Genomic DNA, 17,440 nt, shown 5'->3' with positions numbered 1-17,440 from the left:
CGCGCGCGCGCCATAGGAAATGCGCGCAGCTCCTTCGAGCAGCGGCGCGATGGATGGATGGGTCTTGAAGCGCTGGAACTCATCAAAGGGCGAGACGGTAGGGTCGGTATAGTCGAGATAGGTCACCAGCCCCAGATAGAGCTGGCGATCGGCCGCATGATAGGCGAAGCCGCCCCCGGCCATGTCGTTGCCAAGCGGATAGCCCAGATAGTGATCGACCCGGCCCGGCTGGTGGCGATCCTCGGCAATCTGCCAGATTTCCTTGATGCCCAGCCCATATTTCTGCGGCTCGCGGGCAAGGCCGTGCCGGTCGATCACCTTCCTGGCCAGCGATCCGCGCGCGCCCTCGGCGAGGAGCGTATATTTGGCTTCCAGCGCAATGCCTTCTGCAAAGCCGGGCTTGGGATTGCCGGCGCGGTCGCGCCCCAGATCGCCGGTGATGATGCCGCGCACCGGCCCGCCGTCTCCGCCCAGCACGTCGACGGCAGCCGTCATGGGGAAGATATCGACGCCCAGCGCGCTCGCCTGCTCACCGAGCCAGCTCACCAGATTGCCCAGGCTGACGATGACGGCATCGGGTGTCCTGAGCTGGGGCGGCAGCAGAAAATGCGGCAGGGCGAAATCGCCCCGGGTCGTCAGGTAATGATAGGTGTCGCGCGTCACTTCCGGGCCGACAGGAGCGCCCTTGAGCCGCCAGTCGGGAATAAGCGCATCGAGCCCCACCGGATCCATCACCGCGCCGGACAGAATGTGCCCGCCCAGCTCGGCGGCCTTTTCCACAACGGTAACGGCGATTTCGGGATGGCGCTGCTTGATGCGAATGGCCGCGGCAAGGCCGGCCGGACCCGCACCGACGATCACGACATCCGTCGAGAGGGTTTCGCGCGCACCGGCCTCTGCCATAAAGGAATGCCTCACCGTTCCTGCCGCGCGGCTGGCCGCGCCAAACGGGTTGTGACATAACAGAGATCATGGCTGAAACGCGACCGCTAAATCACGAGGAAATGCTCGCCGCCCTCGACTGGTATCGGGCGGCCGGCGTCGATGTCGCCGTGGGCGAAGAGCCCATCGACCGCTTCGCTCAACGGCCACCGCCGCGCGGCCCGGCTCCCGCGATGACGGCCAGTGCGCAGGAGCGGCAAGCCGCCCCGCCACCCACCCTGCCGCTGGGAGGCGATCCAGCCGAGGCGCGCGGGCTGGCCGCCTCGGCCCAGACGCTCGATGAGCTGCGGACCATCCTCGAAACCTATGATGGATGCGGACTCAAGCTGCGCGCCACCCGGCTCTGCTTCGCCGATGGCAATCCGGAGGCCAAAATCATGCTGATCGGGGAGGCCCCCGGCGCCGAGGAGGACCGGCAGGGCAAGCCCTTCGTGGGCCGATCGGGCCAATTACTCGACCGCATGCTGGCCGCCATCGGGCTCGACCGGAGCCTGGTTTATATCGCCAATACCGTACCCTGGCGCCCGCCGGGCAACCGCACCCCTACGCCTGAGGAAATGGCGCTCTGCCTGCCTTTCCTGCACCGTCAGGTGGAACTGGTGGCGCCGCGCCTCGTGATGACGCTGGGCGGGCCGGCGATGCAGACCATTTTCAACACCACTGCCGGCATCATCAAGATGCGCGGCAAGTGGCAGAGCCTGGCCATCGGCAATCACCAGGTCGATGCCATCCCGACGCTGCATCCGGCCTATCTGCTGCGCAACCCCGCCGCCAAGCAGCAGGCTTGGCGCGACCTGCTGGCGCTCAAGCTCAAGCGGTCCGAACTGGGGCTCGACTAGCCGATCGGCTCAAAATTGCCTTTTATCGCCAATGGCCCCTGCCAATTGCGAAACGTCGCGTTATTGTCGAACCCATGTGATTTGCACGCGTTCCGTTTTTCCCGGCAGTGGAAGCGACATGGCCTCAGTCATCAAGATCTATGCTCTTTTCCTCGGCTCGGCGCTGCTGATGTTCGGCGGCGGCCTGCAAGGCCTGCTGCTTTCCGTGCGCGGGGCGGAGGAAGGCTTTTCCATGCTGGCGCTGGGCCTGATCGGCACCGGCTGGTCGGTGGGATTCGTCGCCGGCTCGGTTACCGTGCCGCTGGTGGTGCGCAAGGTCGGCCATATTCGCGCCTTCTCGGTGATGGCGGCCATCGGCACCATCACCATTCTGCTCAACCTGCTGCTGGTCAACGATATCAGCTGGATCATACTGCGCTCGCTGTCGGGCTTCTGCTTCGCCGGCGCGGCGATGATCGTGGAAAGCTGGCTCAACGAAGTGGCCGAAAACAAGAGCCGCGGCACCATCTTCTCGATCTATGTCACCATCAACATGGCCTCTTCCACCATGGGACAGATCGCCATGTCGGTCACCGGCACGGCCGGCTACATTCCCTTCGTGGTCGGGGCCATCAGCTTCATCTGCGCGGTGCTGCCCACCGCGCTCACCTCCAGCCCGCAGCCGCGCCCGCTGGCCTCGGCCAAGCTCGATATCGGCCTGCTCTACCGCACCTCGCCGGTCGCGGCGATTGCCGCCTTTTCCTGCGGCATGGCCAATGGCGCCTTCGGCACCATGGCCCCGGTCTATGGTCACGCCCAGGGGCTGGATTCGAGCGGCATTGCCCTGCTGTTCGCGCTCGCCGCCACGCTGGGCGCGACTGCGCAGATTCCCTTCGGGCGCCTGTCCGACCGCATCGACCGGCGCCTGGTGCTCATCGGACTGGCCAGTTTCGCCGCCTTTATCGGCGCGCTCACCGTGCTCATCAATCCCGGGCCCAACTGGGTGATGTTCGTGTTGTTCGCAGCCTATGGCTTTGCCGCCAATCCGCTTTATGCCGTGGCCGTGGCCCATGCCAACGACTTTGCCCGCGACGGCGAATTCGCCAAGATCGCCGGAGGCATGCTGATGACCATGGGCATCGGACTGGCGATCGGTCCGGCGCTGGCTTCGTTCATCATGGGGGCATGGTCGCCGGTGGGATTGTTCACCGTCACCGCCTCCTTCCATGGCGCCTTGGCGCTTACAGCGTTCCTGCGGATGCGCGCTAGAAAGAGCAAGGACGCCACCGAACGAGCCCCGTTCCGCCCCATGGTCACCGGCAAGCCCGACACGCCCGAAACTATCGAGCTCGACCCGCGCGCCGAAAGCGAGGCCTATCCGCTGGCATCGGAAGAGCCTGCGGTGCCAGACGAGCTGGCAATGCCACCTGAGGAGACCGATGATGTTCAAGACCGCCCGGTTTGACGACCGCGCCTTCGTGCCGCTCGCCATTGCGGTAATCACGGTTTCCGACAGCCGCACGCTCGAAACCGACACCAGCGGGGCGCTGCTGCAATCGCTGCTGGAGGCTGACGGCCATAGCTGCGCCGGTCGCCAGGTCGTGCCCGACGACATCCAGCTCATCCGCAAGGCGGTGCAGAGCTATATCGCCGACCCGGAAGTCAATGTGGTGCTGACCACAGGGGGCACCGGCTTTTCGGGGCGCGATGTCACCCCCGAAGCGGTCGAGCCCTTGTTCGACAAGCGCATGGAAGGCTTTTCCGTGCTCTTCCATCAATATTCGGCCACCACGGTGGGCACCAGTTCGTTGCAATCGCGCGCCACGGCGGGCCTTGCCGGCAGCACATTCATCTTCTGCCTGCCCGGCTCGCGCGGCGCCTGCCGCGATGCCTGGGAGGGCATTTTGAGCCAGCAGCTCGATTATCGGCACAAGCCCTGCAATTTCGTCGAGATCATGCCCAGGCTCACCGAGCGCTGATGGGCGACCGCATCCTTGTCGACGCGCCCAAAGTCGCCCGCATGGTGGCGCGGCAGTTTCCGCGCTGGGCGCATCTGCCCGTAACCCCCGTAGCGCGGAGCGGCTGGGACAATCACACCTTTCATCTTGGCCCGGCGATGAAGATCCGCCTGCCCAGCGCCGAGCGCTATGCAGCGCAGGTGGAAAAGGAAAACCGCCATCTGCCCCTTCTGGCGCGATCGCTTCCCCTGCCCATACCGGAGCCGCTCGGCATCGGCCGGCCGGACGCCGATTTCGCCTGGTCCTGGTCGGTCCAGAGCTGGATCGCGGGCGAGACCGCCAGCCGCGAGCGGATCGCCGACATGGCGGGCTTCGGGCGTGATCTGGGCCTGTTTCTGTCTGCCCTGCAACGGGTCGATGCGCGCCAGGGCCCGCCAGCGGGAACCCATAATTTCCATCGGGGCGGCGACCTGGCCGTCTATGACGCCGAAGCCCAGCGCAGCATCGCTGCCTTGGGCGGCCGCATCGACGGGCCGGCGGCGCTCGCCGTCTGGCGGGAGGCGCTGGCCAGCCGCTGGACCGGATCCCCTGTCTGGGTTCATGGCGACATCGCCGTGGGCAATCTGCTGGTGCGTGAAGGGCGACTGTCGGCGGTCATCGATTTCGGCAGTTGCGGAACGGGCGATCCAGCCTGCGATCTGGTGATCGCCTGGCTGTTTCTGGATGGGCCGGGCCGCGTCGCCTTTCGCAGTGCCCTGCCCCATGACGCCGCCACCTGGGCGCGGGCGCGCGGCTGGGCCCTGTGGAAGGCGGCCCTGATGGCCGCGAAGGATCAGGGCAGCCACCCCGAAGAGCAGCCGCCCTTATTGGTTATCGAGGCGCTGATTGCCGAGCGTCGGGGACTGGCCCGGCCTTAGTGAGCGGAGACAATTGCCGGATCGCCGGGCGGGGGCCGGCGGATCATCAGCGCCGCCAGGATCATGAACACCGAAAGCACCGCCCCCACGCTGAAGGCCAGGCGAATGCCGCCCGCCAGCGCTGACACCGGATCGAGCCCGGTTCCGGCAAGGGCGGCGGACTGGATGGTCATCACCGCCACGAAAAGCGCAATGCCGGCGGCGCCGGCCAGTTGCTGCACCGAGCCGAGCACGGCGCTGGCATGGGAATAAAGCTCCTTGCGCACCGAGCCCATGGAAGCGGTGAAGACTGGCGTGAAGACCAGCGCCAGGCCGATGCTGAGCACCACATGGCCGGCCAGCAGCATCCAGACCGGCGTCTGCTGGCCCACCATGGTCAGCCCGCCCATCACCAGCGTCACCAGCAGCGTGCCGGGCACGGCCAGCACGGTGGGTCCGAGCCGGTCGTAGAGCCGGCCGACCAGCGGCCCCATCAGCCCCATCACCAGCCCGCCAGGCAGCATCAGCAGCCCGGTCTGCAAGGTATCGAGCCCCACAACGTTCTGCGTATAGATCGGCAGCAGGATGATGGTGCCCAGAAGCGTCATCATCGCCACCAGCATCATGCTCACGGCGATGGTGTAGTTGCGCGAACGGAAGACGCGCAGGTCGAGCAGCGCCCGGTCCCTTTCCTGCAGGCCGAGCTGACGCCAGACGAACAGCACCATGCCGATCACGCCGACGATGACAATCATCCAGGCTGGAACCGGCGAGGCCGCATTGGCATGGGCGACTTCCTCGCCGAAGCTGGAAAGGCCATAGACCAGCCCGCCAAAGGCCAGGGCCGAGAGGATGACCGAGACCAGATCGAGCGGGGCATAGCGCGGCGTCGAGACGTTCTGGATGCGGCGCCAGCCCAGCAGCAGCGCACCGATAGCGATGGGCAGCACGAGGATGAACATCCAGCGCCATTCCAGATGCGCCAGGATGAACCCGCCGATGGTGGGGCCAACCGCGGGCGCCACGGACATGACGATGGAAATATTGCCCATGGTGGTGCCCCGGCTTTCGGGCGGCACCAGGGTCATCACCGTTGTCATCAGCAGCGGCATCATGATGGCGGTGCCCACGGCCTGAACCACTCGACCTGCAATCAGCACCTCCAGCCCCGGCGCAATGGCGCAGATCAGCGTGCCCAGCGTGAAGATGGACATGGCCAGAAGAAATATCGGCCGCGTATTGAGCCGTTGCAGCAGGAAGCCGGTAATGGGAATCACCACCGCCATGGTGAGCAGGAAGGCGGTGGTCAGCCATTGGGCTGCGCTTGCCGTCACGCCCAGGTCGGCCATCAGATGCGGAATGGCGACGCTCATCACGGTTTCGTTGAGGAACACCACGAAGGTGGACACGAGCAACAGCGCGATGACCAGCCGGTTGCGCGCGGCATCACCGCTATTGGCGGGGGCCGCCGCCTGGACGGCGTCGAATGTCGGTGCATGGTCGGTCATGGTGTCGTCCTCGGGCCGGAAAACGGAAAAGCCACCCCTTTGCGAGGCGTTACAGCAGATCGGGGTGACGAAAGAGGTCAGCAGCTCGTCGGGCGGGGCTCATTGGCCCCGGCAAAAATCGGGCTCGCCTCTCTAGAGCTTTCCGGCCCCGCCGTCCACTCACAATTTCGCCGCCAATGTTCTTGTTATGTTCTCATTCAATTGCTACATTTTCATTGAGGCTCGGCAAGCTGATTCCGCCGCTGCCCCCGTCCGGAGATGAGACATGGCCCTGACACAGTTGCCTTCCTTCGAAGCGCTGGACCGGCTCAGCCGTAGCCGGGACGCCGATCTGGCGCGGCGCGAGCTGCTCAGCCCCGACCGCATTCGCGGGCGCGGGGCACAGTCCAACCAAAGCGGTCGCTTCGAGCGTCACCGGCGGGAAAATTTCGATGACGGCTGGGACAATGTCGAGCCCCTGCCGCTTTTCGAAACCGTCGAGCATGTCGAGCGCGCCCGCACCATCATCACCAGCAATGACAGCCCCGACATTCCTTTCGAACGCTCGATCAACGCCTATCGCGGCTGTGAGCATGGCTGCTCCTATTGCTTCGCGCGGCCAAGCCACGCCTTTCTCGGCCATTCGGCCGGCATAGAGTTCGAACGCGACATCTATGTGAAGGCCAATGCGGCGGAGGCGCTGCGCGCCGAGCTGGCCGCGAAGACCTATCGCCCCAAGCCCATTGCCATGGGCACCAATACCGACCCCTACCAGCCAGCCGAACGCAAGCACCGCCTGACGCGCGGCATTCTGGAAGTCATGCTGGAAACGCACCATCCGGTGATGATCACCACCAAATCGGCGCTGATCTGCCGCGATCTCGATCTGCTTGGGGCGCTGGCCGGGGAAGGGCTGGTCAAGGTCGCCATTTCCATGACCTCCATGGATCACAAGCTCAGCCGCAAGATGGAGCCGCGCGCCTCCTCACCGGCGCGGCGGCTGGAGGCCATAAGGCTGCTGAGCGAGGCCGGCGTGCCCGTCTCGGTCTTCGCCTCGCCGATGATTCCGGCGATCAACGACATGGAGCTGGAGCGCATTCTGGACGCGGCCAAGGCGCAGGGCGCGGTCGGCGCCTCCATGATCCTTCTGCGCCTGCCCGGCGAGGTGCGCGATATTTTCCGCGAATGGCTGCTGCGGCATTTCCCCGATCGGGTGCGACATGTGCTGGCGCTGGTGCGCGATACGCGCGGCGGCGGCGGCAACGATCCCCGCTGGGGAACGCGCATGACCGGGGAAGGCCCCTATGCCACCCTGCTGCGGCAGCGTTTCGACAAGGCCTGCGAGCGCTACGGCCTTCTCACCAGGCTGCCGGGGCTGCGCACCGATCTCTTCGTGCCGCCCCGCATCGAAAGCCGGCAATTGAGCTTGTTCTAGCGCTCAATATTGCGCCACGCGCCGTGCATAGGTGGCCATGAAATCGAGCGAGGCGGACACGCCGCGCAGCGACAGGCGCACGATGCGCGGAGCCGCTTCCCCTTGCATGGGAATGGAGAGGGTCACGGCATTGCGCTCCACCATCGCCGCCAGCACGGCGGCGCTGCGCGCGGGATCGGCGATGAAATATTGATTGGCCGCAGTGTAGCGGGTTTCCAGATCGGCAGGAAAATCGAAGCGTTCCGGCTTTGTGTTCCCGAAAGTCATCAGCAAGGGGCGCTTTTCATCCACGAGGGCGCCATTGGCGGCCACGGTCAGGGCTACATCGCGACCTCCGGTCAGCCGGTTATGGATCAGGGTGAGCTTATAGGCGGGCTGGCCGGCGGCATTCAATTCGGCGCTGCCGGTGCTGGCAAAACAGGCAAAGCCGTAATAATCAGCGGCATCCTCATCGATGGCGTCGGGACAGGCGGCGAGCCAGTCGCGGTTATATTCCCGCCACTCCCCGAAGGGATGATGGAACGGTTCTGCCGCCCCCGGCGACGTAGCGACGACGAGAAACATGAAGGCGATGCCAAATCTGGCGATCATCGGGTCTGCTTTCCGCTGGAGCCCCCAGCGGGCGATGTATAGCAGCCGCAAAGAAAAAATGGAGGCGGAATGAAAATCAGCGTTTACAACGGCCTCACCCTGCTCGAGGTGGACGCAGAAGGCCCTCTGCTGTCCAGCGACCGGGACGCCGCGGACCTGGTGGGCGAGGGCTTTGGCGCCGAGGCCGACCTGACCGTGGTGCCCGTGGCGCGCTTTTCTCCAGAATTTCTCGAGCTCAGAAGTGGCATTGCCGGCATCTTTTTCCAGAAGTTGCAAAATTATAACCAGCGTCTCGTGGTCCTGGGCGATATCGGAGCGGCCGTCGCCGCCAGCACGTCGCTGCATGATTTCGTCTCTGAAACCAACCGTCGCGGCCATCATCTCTTTGTTCCCGACATGGCCGCTCTCAAGGCTCGTCTCTGAATGCTTTCTCCGTCCCCCGATTTCAGCCATGAAGAAGCGCTGATGGCGCGCGGGCATGGCATCGTCGCCGGCATAGACGAGGCCGGGCGCGGACCGCTGGCTGGTCCGGTGGTGGTCGCGGCCGTTGTGCTCGACCCGGCGGCGCTGCCTGCGGGGCTCAACGATTCCAAGAAGCTCAGCCCGGCCCGGCGCGAAAGCCTTTTCGCCGCCGTCATGACCAGCGCCATGGCCGTTTCCGTGGTGGCGGTGCCGCCGGCGCTCATCCTCGCCCGCAACATAAGGGGCGCCACGCTCTGGGGCATGGCCGAGGCGGCGCATAGCCTCTCCCGCGCGCCCGGAGCGGCGCTGATCGACGGGCGCGATGTCCCTCCCGGCCTGCCCTGCCCCGGCCATGCGCTGATCGGCGGCGACGGGCTCAGCCTGTCGGTGGCCGCCGCCTCCATCGTCGCCAAGGTGATGCGCGACCGCATGTGCGCGATCATGGACTGCGACACACCCCAGTTCGGCTTTGCCGGCCACAAGGGCTATGGTACGGCCCTGCATATCGAGGCGCTGACCCTGCATGGCGCCAGCCGCCATCATCGTGCCGGTTTCGCACCGGTGGCTGCCGTGCTGCGCGCTGCGACGGAGGGCTCTTAACCTTCCGCTAACCCTATGAAAAAACGAGCCATTAACCCTGGCGGGCTACAAAGGCAGGGTTAGTGATGCGTTAGGGTTAAGTAGATGTTGCGGACCGCGCGTAGGGCTGAGCCAGCCATTGCGGAGGAGGCGTCCCGCCTCCCGATCGACACGATTCTGGTGGGCGATTGCATCGACCACATGAACGCCCTTCCGGCCGGCTCGGTCGATCTGGTCTTTGCCGATCCGCCCTATAATCTTCAGCTCGATCAGGGCCTCACCCGTCCCGACCAGTCCAAGGTCGATGCGGTGGATGACGAATGGGACAAGTTCGAGAGCTTTGCCCATTACGACGCCTTCACCCATGCCTGGCTCAAGGCGGCGCGGCGGGTGCTCAAGCCCGATGGCGCGCTCTGGGTCATCGGCTCCTATCACAATATCTTCCGGGTCGGCACGGCGTTGCAGGATCTCGATTTCTGGATGCTCAACGACATCGTCTGGCGCAAGGCCAATCCGATGCCGAATTTTCGCGGCACGCGCTTCACCAATGCCCACGAAACCCTGATCTGGGCCGCCAAAAGCCAGAAAAGCCGCGTCACCTTCAACTACGAGGCCATGAAGCTGGCCAATGACGACACGCAGATGCGCTCGGACTGGCTCTTTCCCATCTGCACCGGGGCCGAGCGGCTCAAGGGCGCCGATGACGAAAAAATCCATCCCACGCAAAAGCCCGAGGCGCTGCTCTTCCGCATCCTCAACGCCACCACCCGTCCGGGCGACGTGGTGCTCGACCCCTTCTTCGGCACCGGCACCACCGGCGCGGTGGCGCGCAAGCTGGGCCGGCATTTCATCGGCATCGAGCGCGAGCAGCCCTATATCAATGCCGCGCTCAAGCGCATCGCCGCTATCCGCCCCGGCATGACCGAGGCGGTGCAATCGACCACACCCAAGCGCAAGGAAGCGCGCATTCCCTTCGGCTCGCTGGTCGAGCAGGGCCTGATCGAACCGGGCGCGCAACTTTTCGACGCCGGCCGGCGTTATTCGGCTATGGTTCGTGCAGACGGCTCGCTCGTCTCGGGCCGGCACCAGGGCTCCATCCACAAGGTCGGCGCGCTGGTCCAGGGTTCCGAGGCATGCAACGGGTGGACCTTCTGGCATCACGAACAAAACGGGCGCATGGCGCCTATCGATGACCTGCGCAGCGATATCCGCGCAAAACTTGATTTGCTTTCTGCCTGATCCTGACCTCCAAATCACGTCTCAGGCTCTTTAACTGGCCGCCGGCACCCCCGGCGGCCTTTTTGTTTGCGCCGCTATCGCCCTTTATGAAAAAGTCGGCTTTGCCCACGAAGGCCGGAGGCACGATGCCGTCCAGCTTGGCGGCAACGATCAGGACATCGTGATGATGGGATTTATTATGCCTGCAAGCTGGCGTGCAGGCGCCTGATCTGGGAGGGGCCGAGGGTTTGGCCTCCGATTTTGAGCATGGCGCCCCGTAGGCTGACCGGCGCAGCGTGTTCCATGGCGAAGCGCACCGCCTTGGCGGCGGTACGGAAGCGGCGCGGGCCTTGGGCCAGCGCGGTGGCGACGTCGCTACCAAGGAAAAGCTCACCTGGCGCGTCGAGAATATGGGTGTTCATATGTTTCTTTCTTATAGGAAGTTTGGGGCTTCGCCCGGCGCGGCTCGCCCATGAGGGCAGGCGCCGAAGACAAATTGCCCCTATCGGCTGCGGCCGTTTTGGCGCAGCACGAACGGTGTTTGGCCGGGCGCGGGGCCCGTCCCGGAATGGGGTTATCGCTTACTGATGGCGATGCTCAGAACCGGCTCGCTGGTCTGATAGGCCGCTTTTTGCGCGGTGCTGGCAGAAAGGTCGGTTTCTTCCACCACGCGCTCGACGTTCTCGTTCAGGGATTTCACCCGATAGAGCAACGGACCCGCGTCATGGGGCAGGCAGGAGATGACTTCGCACAAGCCGGAGGGCCGGTTGCTATGCCTCGGCGCCGAACGCAAGTTCAGCATCTGACCGACTTTATAATGGTGCGTCATGGCAGGCTCCTTACCGAGATAGGAGGGCGCAATCATGCGCCCTCACCAAGACGGCTTAGGCCAGTTGCACGTTGACGGCGGATTCACGGCCATCGCGGCCCTTTTCGAGGTCGTAGGTGACCTTGTCGCCATCGCCGAGGCCGGAAATACCGGCGCGCTCCAGCGCGGAAACATGCACGAAGGCATCCTGGCCGCCCTGGTCGGGGGTGATAAAGCCGAAGCCTTTGGTGGAATTATAGAACTTTACGGTGCCGGTAATCATTTTGGCGCCCTTTCAGATAAGCTCGAAGCATAGCAAACGAGCAGGTTTCCCCTGCGCAGCGTGCTACAGGGGCCTAAAAACGTTTGCAGTTCGGAAGGAAAGCCAATCAACCGGCGAGCCGGGAAGGTCAGATTGCCGACAGGGGCAGAAAACGTATCCGCATAACATCTAGGTCAATTGCGGTAATGTCAAGGCGAGCGCCTCTACCCCAACCCCGCCTGCGCCAGCACCTTTCGGAACAGCGTCGGCAGGGCCTCGCCCTTGAGCGCAATCGGCTCGCTCCACCAGCCGCTTTCCAGCCCATCCGGCGCAACGACTGCGGACCACACGTCCAGTTCCAGCCGGAAATGGGTGAAGACATGCACCACCTGGCCACGATGGCGCCACGCTGCGGCCAGGGGATAGACCGGCTCGCCAGCATCCGTTGTCCATTCCGAGGTCGGCACTTCGGTCATTCCCGCAAGCAGCCCCTTGTGCGGACGGCTTTGCAGATAGACGTCGCCTTCGGCATCGGTCATTACATAGGCATGGCCCCGCCGCACCGGCTTTTCCGTCTTTTCCGGCTTGATGGGATAGAGCAGCGGATCGCCCTCCCGCTCCACAACACAGCCGGGCTGCAAAGGGCAGATGAGGCAGGAGGCATTGCGCGGCGCACAGATGGTGGCGCCCAAATCCATCATGGCTTGCGCGAAATCCCCAGCCCGTTCCGGCACGCAGGCCTGAAGGGCGGCGCGCAAGTCGTCCTTGGCCTCACGCACCGGCACCTCCAGCGCACAATAGCGCGCCAGCACCCGGTCGAGATTGCCGTCGAGCACGGCGATTTTTTCATCGAAGCAGATGGCGGCGATGGCAGCGCTGGTATAGGCGCCGATGCCCGGAAGCGCAGCCAAGCCCGCCGCGCTCCGGGGAAAGACGCCGCCATGCTCGCGTACCACCGCCTGGGCACAGGCATGCAGGTTTCGCGCCCTGGCGTAATAGCCCAAGCCCGCCCATTCGCGCAGCACCGCATCGAGCGGTGCCGCCGCCAGATCCTCGACGCGCGGCCAGAGATGGGTGAAGCGCAGGAAATATGCCTTCACCGCCGCCACGGTGGTCTGTTGCAGCATCACTTCGCTCAGCCAGACGCGATAGGGGTCGGGACTGACGCCCCGTTTGCGCTCCGCCGGCGAAATGCGCCAGGGCAGCTCGCGGGCGTGGTCGTCATACCAGGCCAGGACGGCGGCGGAATCGATTGGATGGAGATCGGCAAGCGGCATGGCTCTCCGCTTAGCCCGCCCCCTCTTGTTTGAACAGGGTTTCGCAGGATAGTTGAACGCATGGCCAAGAATGACCTGCCCGAGCCCAAACGCCGCAACAGGACGCTGAGCGTCGCCGACGCGCTTTCCGGCGCGCTCGATCCGGTATTGAAGAAGCGCGGCTTTGCCAGCCGGGATATTCTGGCTCATTGGCATGTCATGGCCCCCGCCCCTTACGATCGCGTCGCCATCCCCGACAAGCTGATCTGGCCGCGCGGAGAAAAGCGGGCCGAAGGGGCGGTGCTGGTGCTGCGCTGCGCACCGGGCTATGCCCTGGCCATCAGCCATGAAGGGCCGCGCATCACCGCCGCGATCAATCGCTATTTCGGCTTTCTGCTGGTGGAGACGGTGCGGCTTTCGGCCGAGCCGTTCAGCCCCGGTTCAGGCGAAAGAGAAGAAAAAAGGCCGCAACCGAGCCAGAGCACAGTAGCGAAGGTCGGGGCCCAGGTGGCCGGTGTGGAAGATGAAAATCTGCGGGAGGCGTTGCGGGCCCTGGGCCATGCGCTGGCCGGCAGATCGGGGCGATAGGAGCGGAATTTCAGAGCAAAGGCCAGCGTTCACCGCAGCTTGATCGGCCTGCCCCCTTGCCCCCACAATCCCCCCGTGTAGTGTCGCGCACATCATTATCAGGAGCGTTAGCCGTGAACTTTACCCGCAGAGACACCCTTATTCTGGCTGCCGCCGCCTCGGCCCTGGGCCTGTGCGGGGTCTCCGCCGCCAATGCGGCCGAAGGCGCCATGGTCGACACGGCCAAGCTGATGGCGCCGGCAGCGGGCTATGTCGATCACGTCATGGGCAATGAGAACGCACCTGTGACCGTGATCGAATATGCGGCACCTACTTGCCCGCATTGCGCCGCTTTCGCCGTCAACGTGCTGCCCAGCTTCATCGAAAAATATGTCGATACCGGCAAGGTCAGGCTCATCATCCGCCCCTTCATGCGCTTCGCGCAGGATGCGGCGATATTCGTACTGGCCGATGCTTCCGGTCCGGAAAACTACCACGAGGTGCTACAGGCCTATTTCAAGGCGCAGAATGTCTGGGCCGTGTCCTCGACGCCGCTCGACGCCCTTTTCGATGTCGCCAAGCAACTCGGCTTTACCCGGGAAAGTTTCGACGCCGCATTGACGAATCAGGAATTGTGGACCGCGATACAGGCGCTCAGGGAGCAGGCGATCAATGATTTCGGCCTGACGGGGACGCCCACTTTCTATGTCAATGGCAAGACGCTGGTTGGTGACAAGACGCTCGAGGAGCTGGCAGCGGAAATCGATCCGCTGGTGCCGGCCGATTTCGTCGCGCCCGCCGCTGAGTAAGCCCCTTCCCATCGGCGCCGCCTGCCCAAGAGCGGCGCCATGAAGTTCAATCGCCTCAGGCTGCACGGCTTCAAATCCTTCTGTGACGAGATGGTGCTCGTCATGGAGCCGGGGCTGACCGGCATTGTCGGCCCCAATGGATGCGGCAAGTCCAATCTGGTCGAGGCCATGCGCTGGGTCATGGGCGAAAGCTCCTACAAGGCCATGCGCGCCTCGGGCATGGACGATGTGATCTTTTCCGGCTCGGGCAACCGCCCGGGCCGCAATTCGGCCGAAGTCACCCTCGTCCTCGACAATTCCGAGCGCACCGCTCCGGCGGCCTTCAACACCGCCGACCTCCTGGAAGTCACCCGCCGCATCGAGCGCGAAGCCGGCTCGGTCTACCGCATCAATGGCCGGGAAGTGCGCGCGCGCGACGTGCAATTGCTCTTTGCCGATGCCTCCACCGGCGCCCATTCGCCCGCCATGGTGCGGCAGGGCCAGATCGGCGAGCTGATCGCCGCACGCCCCACCGCCCGCCGGGCTTTGCTCGAAGAAGCGGCGGGCATTTCCGGTCTGCATTCGCGCCGCCATGAGGCCGAATTGCGCCTGCGCGGGGCCGAAGCCAATCTCGAACGGGTCGACGACATCATCGCCCAGGTCGAGGCCCAGCTCGAAACCCTCAAGCGCCAGGCACGGCTGGCCACGCGCTATCGCGGGCTTTCGGGCGATATCAGGCGGACCGAGGCGACGCTTTATCATATCCGCTGGGTGGCGGCCCGCTTCGCCGAAAAGGACACCGAGGCGCAGCAGGCCGTGCTGGTGCGGCAACTGGCCGAAGCCACCCATCTCGAACTCGTCGCGCAGAAAAAGCTCGAAGCCGCCGACGCCGCTCTGGCTCCCCTGCGCGAGCGCGAAGCTGTCACCGGGGCGGTGTTGCAGCGCTATACCATCCTGGCCGAGCAACTGGCCGAGGAAGCGCGCCGCATGGGCCAGCGCCGCGCCGAGCTGGAAGACCGCATAAAACAATTGACCGCCGATGGGGGGCGCGAACGCGAGCTGGTAGCCGAGGCTGACGCGACCCTTGCCGCCTATGGTGAGGAAGAAACCCAATTGCGCGCCGAGGGCGAAGCGGCGCAGGCCGATTTCAACCGGGCGCGCGGTGAGGCGGAGACGGCCAGCCGCGCCGTCGCCGCCGCCGAGACCGAGGCCCGCGCCGCCGCGGATGCGCTGGCGCAATTGCGCGCCCGCCAAGCGCAGGCCCAGCGCAATCTGACCGAGGCCGCCGAGCGCCGCCAGCGTCTTGCCCGGCAACTGGCCGAGGTCGAGCACGAAGCCGAAACGCTCGCCGCCAGCCTTGCCGCCGACGAAACCCTTGCTGGCCGCAGCGCGGCGCTGGCCGAGGCCCAGGCCCGTGCTGCCAGCGCCGAGCAGGCCGCCCTTGCCGCCGAAGAGGCCACCGCCGCCGCCCAGGCAAAACTCGACGCCGCCCGCCCGCGCCTTGCCGATATCGAGGCGGCGCTCAACCGGCTCGAGGCCGAGGCGGCGACGCTGGCGAAAATGCTCAATGTCGGGGCCAGCCTGTGGCCCGCCATCGCCGACGAACTGCGCGTGGCGCCGGGCTATGAAACCGCGCTGGGCGCGGCTTTGGGCGACGATCTGGAAGCCAGCTCCGATGCCGGCGCGCCGGCCCATTGGTCGGTGCCGGTCGACCATAGCGACGATCCCGCCCTGCCGCAGGGGGCCGAGCCCCTCAGCCGCCATGTCACCGGCAGCCGCCAGCTCAAGCGCCGACTCGACCAGATCGGGCTCATCGATGCCGCCGACGGCCCCGGCCTCATGCATGCGCTCAAGCCAGGCCAGCGGCTGGTGACGCTGGAGGGCGCGCTTTGGCGCTGGGACGGGTTCGTCGCCGCCGCCGATGCGCCCAGCGCCGCCGCCCAGCGCCTCGCCCAACGCAACCGGCTGGCCGAGCTGGACGAGGACATTGCCCGCGCCAAGGGCGAGCGCAATGGCTGGAAGCGGGAGGTGGAAGCACTTGCCGCCGTCCTCGACGCCGCCCGCCAGGACGAGCGCAGCAGGCGCGAAGGCTGGCGCACCGCCCAACATGGCATCGGTGCGGCCCAGGCCGAGCTCGACAAGGCCCAGCGCGCCCAGGGCGAGCGCGTCGCCCGGCAATCCGCCCTGGCCGAGGCCCAGGCCCGCCTCGCCGCCAGCCTGGCCGAAGCCGAAGCCAGTCATGACGAGGCTGGCAAGGCTCTCGTCGAGGCCGGACCGGAGCAAGAAGCCGCCCGCGCCGTTGGAGCCTTGCAGGCCGCGCTCACTCAAACGCGCCAGCAGGCCGAGCAGGCCCGGCTCCGGCTGGGCAGTTTTGAAGCCGCGGCGCGCATGCGCGACAGCCGCCTCGCCCAGCTCGCCCGCGATGCGCAGAGCTGGCAGCGCCGCCGCTACGGCGCCATGACCCAGCTCGGCACCCTCGAGCAGCGGCAGGCCGAAGTTTCGGCGCAACTGGCCGATGTCAGCGCCACGCCGGACGATTTTGTCGCGCGCCGCGCCGAGCTGGAGGAGCGGATCGAGCAGGCCCGGCGCGAACATCGCGAGGCCGGCGACACGCTCAATGCCGCCCAGACCGCCTGGCGCGAAGCCGACCGCGCCCTCAAGACCGCCAGCGACACCCTATCGGATGCGCGGATCGAGCTCACCCGCATCGAGGAGCGCGGCAAGGGTTTTATCGCCCAGCGCCAGCAGATCGAGCGGCAGATCGAGGAATCCCTGGGCATTCCGGCCGGCAAGACGCTGGAAGCCTCCGGCATCCGCCCCGAAGAGGCGCTGCCGCCCGAAGCGGCCACCGAGCAGAAGCTCGACCGCCTCAAGGCCGAGCGCGAGCGGCTGGGCGGGGTCAATCTGTCCGCCGAGCGCGAAGCGGTCGAGGTTCAGGAAAAGCTCGACCTCATGGTCAAGGACAAGGACGACCTGATCGAGGCCATCGCCAAATTGCGCACCGGCATCGCCTCGCTCAACCGGGAGGGCCGCGCCCGGCTCAACGAGGCTTTCGTCAAGGTCAACGGCTTCTTCCAGGAGCTGTTCACCTCGCTTTTCGGCGGCGGCACGGCCGAATTGAGCTTCGTGGAAAGCGACGATCCGCTGGAAGCGGGCCTGGAGATCATCGCCCGCCCGCCGGGCAAGAAACCGCAGACCATGACGCTGCTGTCGGGCGGCGAACAGGCGCTGACCGCCATGAGCCTGATCTTTGCGGTCTTCCTGACCAATCCCGCGCCCATCTGCGTGCTCGATGAGGTCGATGCCCCGCTGGACGATGCCAATGTCGAGCGCTTCTGCAATCTGCTCGACAGCATGCGCCAGCGCACCAATA

At 65.6% G+C, this 17,440-nt stretch carries 18 protein-coding genes; 11 read left to right on the top strand and 7 right to left on the bottom strand.

The genetic code is table 11. The annotated features are described in order from the left end of the window. A partial coding sequence (locus tag VDP82_RS03840; protein WP_323013518.1) for an NAD(P)/FAD-dependent oxidoreductase occupies positions 1-903 on the bottom strand: 903 nt, incomplete at its 3' end. A 68-nt stretch (positions 904-971) separates the two neighbouring features. Between VDP82_RS03840 and VDP82_RS03835 the strand changes: the two genes are divergently transcribed. The 4 genes from VDP82_RS03835 to VDP82_RS03820 all read left to right on the top strand — a co-directional run bounded on the left by VDP82_RS03835 (position 972) and on the right by VDP82_RS03820 (position 4,635). Then, on the top strand, positions 972-1,781 hold the full coding sequence (locus VDP82_RS03835) for a uracil-DNA glycosylase (RefSeq protein ID WP_323013517.1): 810 nt from the start codon (positions 972-974) through the stop codon (positions 1,779-1,781). Positions 1,782-1,899: 118 nt separating this feature from the next. Beyond that, positions 1,900-3,225 carry an MFS transporter gene (locus VDP82_RS03830; protein ID WP_323013516.1) on the top strand — a complete coding sequence of 442 codons (1,326 nt, stop codon included), beginning with the start codon at positions 1,900-1,902 and terminating at the stop codon, positions 3,223-3,225. Further along, on the top strand, positions 3,203-3,739 hold the full coding sequence (gene moaB, locus VDP82_RS03825; protein ID WP_323013515.1) for a molybdenum cofactor biosynthesis protein B: 537 nt from the start codon (positions 3,203-3,205) through the stop codon (positions 3,737-3,739). Before VDP82_RS03830 ends, moaB begins: the two co-directional genes overlap by 23 nt. After that, positions 3,739-4,635, top strand: coding sequence for an aminoglycoside phosphotransferase family protein (locus VDP82_RS03820; RefSeq protein WP_323013514.1), 897 nt, complete (start codon positions 3,739-3,741; stop codon positions 4,633-4,635). The genes moaB and VDP82_RS03820 overlap by 1 nt, the downstream gene beginning before the upstream one ends. Here VDP82_RS03820 and VDP82_RS03815 read toward each other — a convergent pair. Next, positions 4,632-6,122 (bottom strand): MDR family MFS transporter, encoded by a 1,491-nt coding sequence (locus VDP82_RS03815; RefSeq protein WP_323013513.1) that lies wholly within the window; start codon positions 6,120-6,122, stop codon positions 4,632-4,634. The genes VDP82_RS03820 and VDP82_RS03815 overlap by 4 nt on opposite strands. Positions 6,123-6,387: 265 nt before the next feature. On the opposite strand from VDP82_RS03815, the gene VDP82_RS03810 reads away from it, so the two are divergent. After that, positions 6,388-7,536 (top strand): PA0069 family radical SAM protein, encoded by a 1,149-nt coding sequence (locus VDP82_RS03810; protein ID WP_323013512.1) that lies wholly within the window; start codon positions 6,388-6,390, stop codon positions 7,534-7,536. 3 nt (positions 7,537-7,539) lie between these two features. Here VDP82_RS03810 and VDP82_RS03805 read toward each other — a convergent pair whose 3' ends face one another. Further along, positions 7,540-8,127: a hypothetical protein gene (locus VDP82_RS03805; RefSeq protein WP_323013511.1), complete on the bottom strand. Its 588-nt coding sequence runs from the start codon at positions 8,125-8,127 to the stop codon at positions 7,540-7,542. Between the two features lie 69 nt (positions 8,128-8,196). Here VDP82_RS03805 and VDP82_RS03800 point away from each other — a divergent pair, with 69 nt between their 5' ends. The 3 genes from VDP82_RS03800 to VDP82_RS03790 all read left to right on the top strand — a co-directional run bounded on the left by VDP82_RS03800 (position 8,197) and on the right by VDP82_RS03790 (position 10,407). Further along, positions 8,197-8,550, top strand: a complete 354-nt coding sequence (locus tag VDP82_RS03800; RefSeq protein WP_323013510.1) for a DUF4180 domain-containing protein — start codon at positions 8,197-8,199, stop codon at positions 8,548-8,550. Then, positions 8,551-9,189 (top strand): ribonuclease HII, encoded by a 639-nt coding sequence (locus VDP82_RS03795; protein WP_323013509.1) that lies wholly within the window; start codon positions 8,551-8,553, stop codon positions 9,187-9,189. Positions 9,190-9,273: 84 nt separating this feature from the next. After that, positions 9,274-10,407, top strand: a complete 1,134-nt coding sequence (locus tag VDP82_RS03790; protein WP_323013508.1) for a site-specific DNA-methyltransferase — start codon at positions 9,274-9,276, stop codon at positions 10,405-10,407. Positions 10,408-10,583: 176 nt separating this feature from the next. Here VDP82_RS03790 and VDP82_RS03785 read toward each other — a convergent pair whose 3' ends face one another. The 4 genes from VDP82_RS03785 to VDP82_RS03770 form a co-directional block, all read right to left on the bottom strand. Beyond that, positions 10,584-10,808 carry a hypothetical protein gene (locus VDP82_RS03785; RefSeq protein ID WP_323013507.1) on the bottom strand — a complete coding sequence of 75 codons (225 nt, stop codon included), beginning with the start codon at positions 10,806-10,808 and terminating at the stop codon, positions 10,584-10,586. A gap of 152 nt (positions 10,809-10,960) precedes the next feature. Continuing rightward, complete coding sequence (locus VDP82_RS03780; protein ID WP_323013506.1) at positions 10,961-11,215, bottom strand: hypothetical protein; 255 nt, start codon at positions 11,213-11,215, stop codon at positions 10,961-10,963. A gap of 55 nt (positions 11,216-11,270) precedes the next feature. Then, entirely contained in the window at positions 11,271-11,477 is a 207-nt protein-coding gene (locus tag VDP82_RS03775) for a cold-shock protein (RefSeq protein WP_323013505.1), read from the bottom strand. 203 nt (positions 11,478-11,680) lie between these two features. Next, positions 11,681-12,733, bottom strand: coding sequence for an A/G-specific adenine glycosylase (locus VDP82_RS03770; protein ID WP_416347072.1), 1,053 nt, complete (start codon positions 12,731-12,733; stop codon positions 11,681-11,683). 60 nt (positions 12,734-12,793) lie between these two features. On the opposite strand from VDP82_RS03770, the gene VDP82_RS03765 reads away from it, so the two are divergent. The 3 genes from VDP82_RS03765 to smc form a co-directional block, all read left to right on the top strand. Then, complete coding sequence (locus VDP82_RS03765; RefSeq protein WP_323013504.1) at positions 12,794-13,300, top strand: DciA family protein; 507 nt, start codon at positions 12,794-12,796, stop codon at positions 13,298-13,300. A 113-nt stretch (positions 13,301-13,413) separates the two neighbouring features. Further along, complete coding sequence (locus tag VDP82_RS03760; RefSeq protein ID WP_323013503.1) at positions 13,414-14,088, top strand: thioredoxin domain-containing protein; 675 nt, start codon at positions 13,414-13,416, stop codon at positions 14,086-14,088. 39 nt (positions 14,089-14,127) lie between these two features. Further along, positions 14,128-17,440, top strand: a 3,313-nt coding sequence (gene smc, locus VDP82_RS03755) for a chromosome segregation protein SMC (protein ID WP_323013502.1), incomplete at its 3' end; no start/stop codon positions are given.

It is taken from the genome of Devosia sp., from assembly GCF_034675085.1.
Lineage (GTDB): Bacteria > Pseudomonadota > Alphaproteobacteria > Rhizobiales > Devosiaceae > Devosia.
The sequence above is the reverse complement of the archived record's forward strand: the minus strand, read 5'-3'. Positions and strand labels throughout refer to the sequence as shown.